Origin of the sequence: Streptomyces niphimycinicus (assembly GCF_018883605.1) — a bacterium.
Classification (GTDB): domain Bacteria; phylum Actinomycetota; class Actinomycetes; order Streptomycetales; family Streptomycetaceae; genus Streptomyces; species Streptomyces niphimycinicus.
In genome coordinates this window covers 1-3,081 of the sequence record NZ_JAHLEM010001120.1, presented here as the reverse complement: position 1 = coordinate 3,081, position 3,081 = coordinate 1, and the positions used below count along the sequence as shown (strand labels likewise).

The 3,081-nt window shown below is 74.3% G+C and carries 3 protein-coding genes; all 3 read right to left on the bottom strand.

Annotated elements, in window-relative coordinates:
* Positions 1-144: 144 nt before the first annotated feature.
* Positions 145-1,623 carry an SDR family NAD(P)-dependent oxidoreductase gene (locus tag KN815_RS48080; RefSeq protein ID WP_216348065.1) on the bottom strand — a complete coding sequence of 493 codons (1,479 nt, stop codon included), beginning with the start codon at positions 1,621-1,623 and terminating at the stop codon, positions 145-147.
* Between the two features lie 90 nt (positions 1,624-1,713).
* Entirely contained in the window at positions 1,714-2,820 is a 1,107-nt protein-coding gene (gene pqqE / locus KN815_RS48075; RefSeq protein ID WP_216348064.1) for a pyrroloquinoline quinone biosynthesis protein PqqE, read from the bottom strand.
* Positions 2,817-3,081, bottom strand: a 265-nt coding sequence (gene pqqD / locus KN815_RS48070) for a pyrroloquinoline quinone biosynthesis peptide chaperone PqqD (RefSeq protein ID WP_216348063.1), incomplete at its 5' end; no start/stop codon positions are given. The genes pqqD and pqqE, both read right to left, overlap by 4 nt.

The window sequence follows — 3,081 nt, the reverse complement described above, 5'->3', positions numbered from 1 at the left end:
GCCCGCCTGGGGCGCCTGGCCCGCCGCTTCGGCATCTCCCCCGCCCGCCGGACCCCGGCGGCGGGCGGGAAGGCGAGCGCCTGATGCCACGGCGGGCGGGGCGCGGGCGTAACCGCTACGGCCGGGGTGCGCGGCACCCCGGCGCTACCAGGACGTCGGGGCGTAGTCCTTCAGGAAGCAGCCGAAGAGGTCCTCGCCGCTCTCGCCCCGGACGATCGGGTCGTAGACCCGGGCCGCGCCGTCCACCAGGTCGAGGGGGGCGTGAAAGCCCTCGGCCGCCAGCCGCATCTTGTCCGGGTGCGGGCGCTCGTCGGTGATCCATCCGGTGTCGACGCTCGTCATCAGGATGGCGTCGGCCTCGAACATCTCCCGGGCGCTGGTGCGGGTCAGCATGTTCAGCGCGGCCTTGGCCATATTGGTGTGCGGATGGCCCGCGCCCTTGTAGCCTCGGCCGAACTTGCCCTCCATCGCCGAGACGTTGACCACGTACTTGCGCCGGGCGGGCGAGGCGGCCATCGCCGGGCGCAGCCGGCTCACCAGGATGAACGGCGCCGTCTCGTTGCAGAGCTGGACCTCGAGCATCTCGACCGGGTCCACCTCGTTGACCCGCTGCACCCAGGTGTTGGTCGGGTCCAGGTCCGGGACCAGCCCGCCCGCGTCGATCGCGGTCCCGGCCTCGATCCGGGCCGGCGAGGCGGAGCCACGGTTAAGGGCGAGGGCGGTGAGGTCCTGCGGGGTGAGGGCGCCGTCCTGTGGCGTGCGGGGCGCCGGCAGGGCCGCCTGCGCGCCGCTGCCGAAGGCGCCGAGGACCAGGGACTCGGGAAGTTCCCCGGCGGGGAGCGGCGCCGACTCGCCCGCTATCAGCTCCGCGTACGCCTGGGGGGTGCGGCGGACGGTCTGGGCGGCGTTGTTGATCAGGATGTCCAGCGGGCCCGCGGCGCTCACCTCGTCGGCCAGCGCGATGACCTGGGCGGGGTCGCGCAGGTCGATGCCGACGACCTTGAGCCGGTGCAGCCACTCCCCGCTGTCCGGCATGGCCTTGAAGCGGCGGATGGCGTCGCCCGGGAAGCGGGTGGTGACGGTGGTGTGCGCGCCGTCGCGCAGCAGCCGCAGCGCGATATACATGCCGATCTTCGCCCGGCCGCCGGTGAGCAGGGCCCGGCGCCCGGTGAGGTCGGTGCGGGCGTCGCGGCGGGCCCGGTTCTCGGCGGCGCAGTCGCGGCACAACTGGTGATAGAAGGCGTCGACCTCGACAAACCGGGTCTTGCAGACATAGCAGGAGCGGGGGCGCGCCAGGATGCCCGCGATCTCGGTGGAGACGGAGCTGCTGAGCGCGCGGCCCAGCGTCTCGTCGTCGATCCGGTCGGCGGCCCCGGTGGCGGTGGCCTCGGTGACGGCCTTGTCATGGGCGGTCTTCGCGGCCCGCCGCTCCTGGCGCCTGCGCTGCTTCACACTGCGGTAGATCCCGGAGGTGGCCCGGCGGACCAGGACCGCGTCGGGGTGGTCGACCGGCAGCCGGTCGAGTTCCGCGAGGACGCTCAGACAGGTCGCCAGCCGCTCCGGGTCGATGCCCGGCTCCTCGGCCGCCGCCCGTTCGGCCCGGCCTTCGTCAATCACCGTCATCGCCGCTGCCGCTTTCTGGTTCGCCTGTTCCCCTGGACAACGGCGAAACTTTACGGAAGCGGAGGCGTATGCGCCAAACCGCGCCCTGTCTCACCCTCCGCCGGGCTTGCGGTACGCATAGCCGCCGGTCCGCGCCGGGGCCCGGGCTCCGGCCTGCTGCCCGGTGTCCGTCAGCGCGCGGATCACACCGTGGTCCGGGGAGAGCGCACAGGCCGGGTCGGTGCGGGCGGCGTCGCCGGTCAGGGCGTACGCCTGGCAGCGGCAGCCGCCGAAGTCCTCGGTGCGGCGGGAGCAGGTGCGGCAGGGCTCCCGCATCCACTCCTCGCCCCGGTAGCGGTTGAAGGCGGTGGAGTGGTCCCAGATCCACTCCAGGGTGTGGTCGCGCACATGGGGCGGGTCCAGGTCCGGCAGGCTCGCGGCGGCAGGGCAGGGCAGCGCGGTGCCGTCGGGCGCGACGGTCAGCGAGACCGCGCCCCAGCCGCCCATACAGGGCTTGGCGACACCGTCGAAGTAGTCGGGCACCACCCACACCAGGTCGACGGTGCCGCCCAGCCGCTGCCGTCGGCGCTCGACCGTCTCCCGCGCCCGGGCGAGCTGGTCGCGGGTGGGCAGCAGGGCGTCGCGGTTGCGCAGCGCCCAGCCGTAGAACTGGGTGTTGGCCAGCTCGATCCGGTCGGCGCCCCAGTCCAGGCCGCGCTGGATGATGGCGTCGAGCGCGTCGAGGTTGTCGCGGTGCAGAACGACGTTGATCCCCAGCGGCAGACCGGCCTTGCGCACCAGGGCGGCGGCCCGCTCCTTGGCGGCGAACGAGCGGTATCCGGCGATCCGGTCGGAGGCGGCCGGGTCGGCGTGCTGGAGGGAGAGCTGGACACTGCGCAGCCCGGCGGCGATCAGGGCGGCCAGCCGGTCCTCGTCCAGGCCCACGCCGCTGGTGACGAGCTGGGTGTAGATCCCGGCGGAGTCGGCGGCGGTGACGATCTCGGCCAGATCGCGGCGCAACAGCGGTTCGCCGCCGGAGAGATGGGTGTGCACCACGCCGAGCTCCCCGGCCTGGCGCATCACCTCCGTCCACTCGGCGGTGGACAGCTCACGCGAGCGGCGGACCAGCTCCAGCGGGTTGGAGCAGTAGGGGCAGTGCAGCGGGCAGCCGTGGGTGAGCTCGGCGAGCAGGGCCCAGGGGCGGGGCGCGGCGGTCATCGGACCCAGCCCTCCGTACGCATCCGGCCGAGGAAGGCGGGCACGTCCTCGGCCACCGGCGCGCCGGGGAAGCGGCTCGTGAGCTCCGCCACGATGGCGTCGAGGTCGCGGGCGCCGTCGCACAGCCGCAGGATCCGGGCGGCGCTGCCCCGCAGCACCACCACGCGCTCGGGCAGCACCAGCAGATCGGCGTCCCGCACCCGGTCATGGCGCAGGCTCACGGCGGGGGCCGGCGCGGGCCGCCACCCGGCCGGGGCGGGC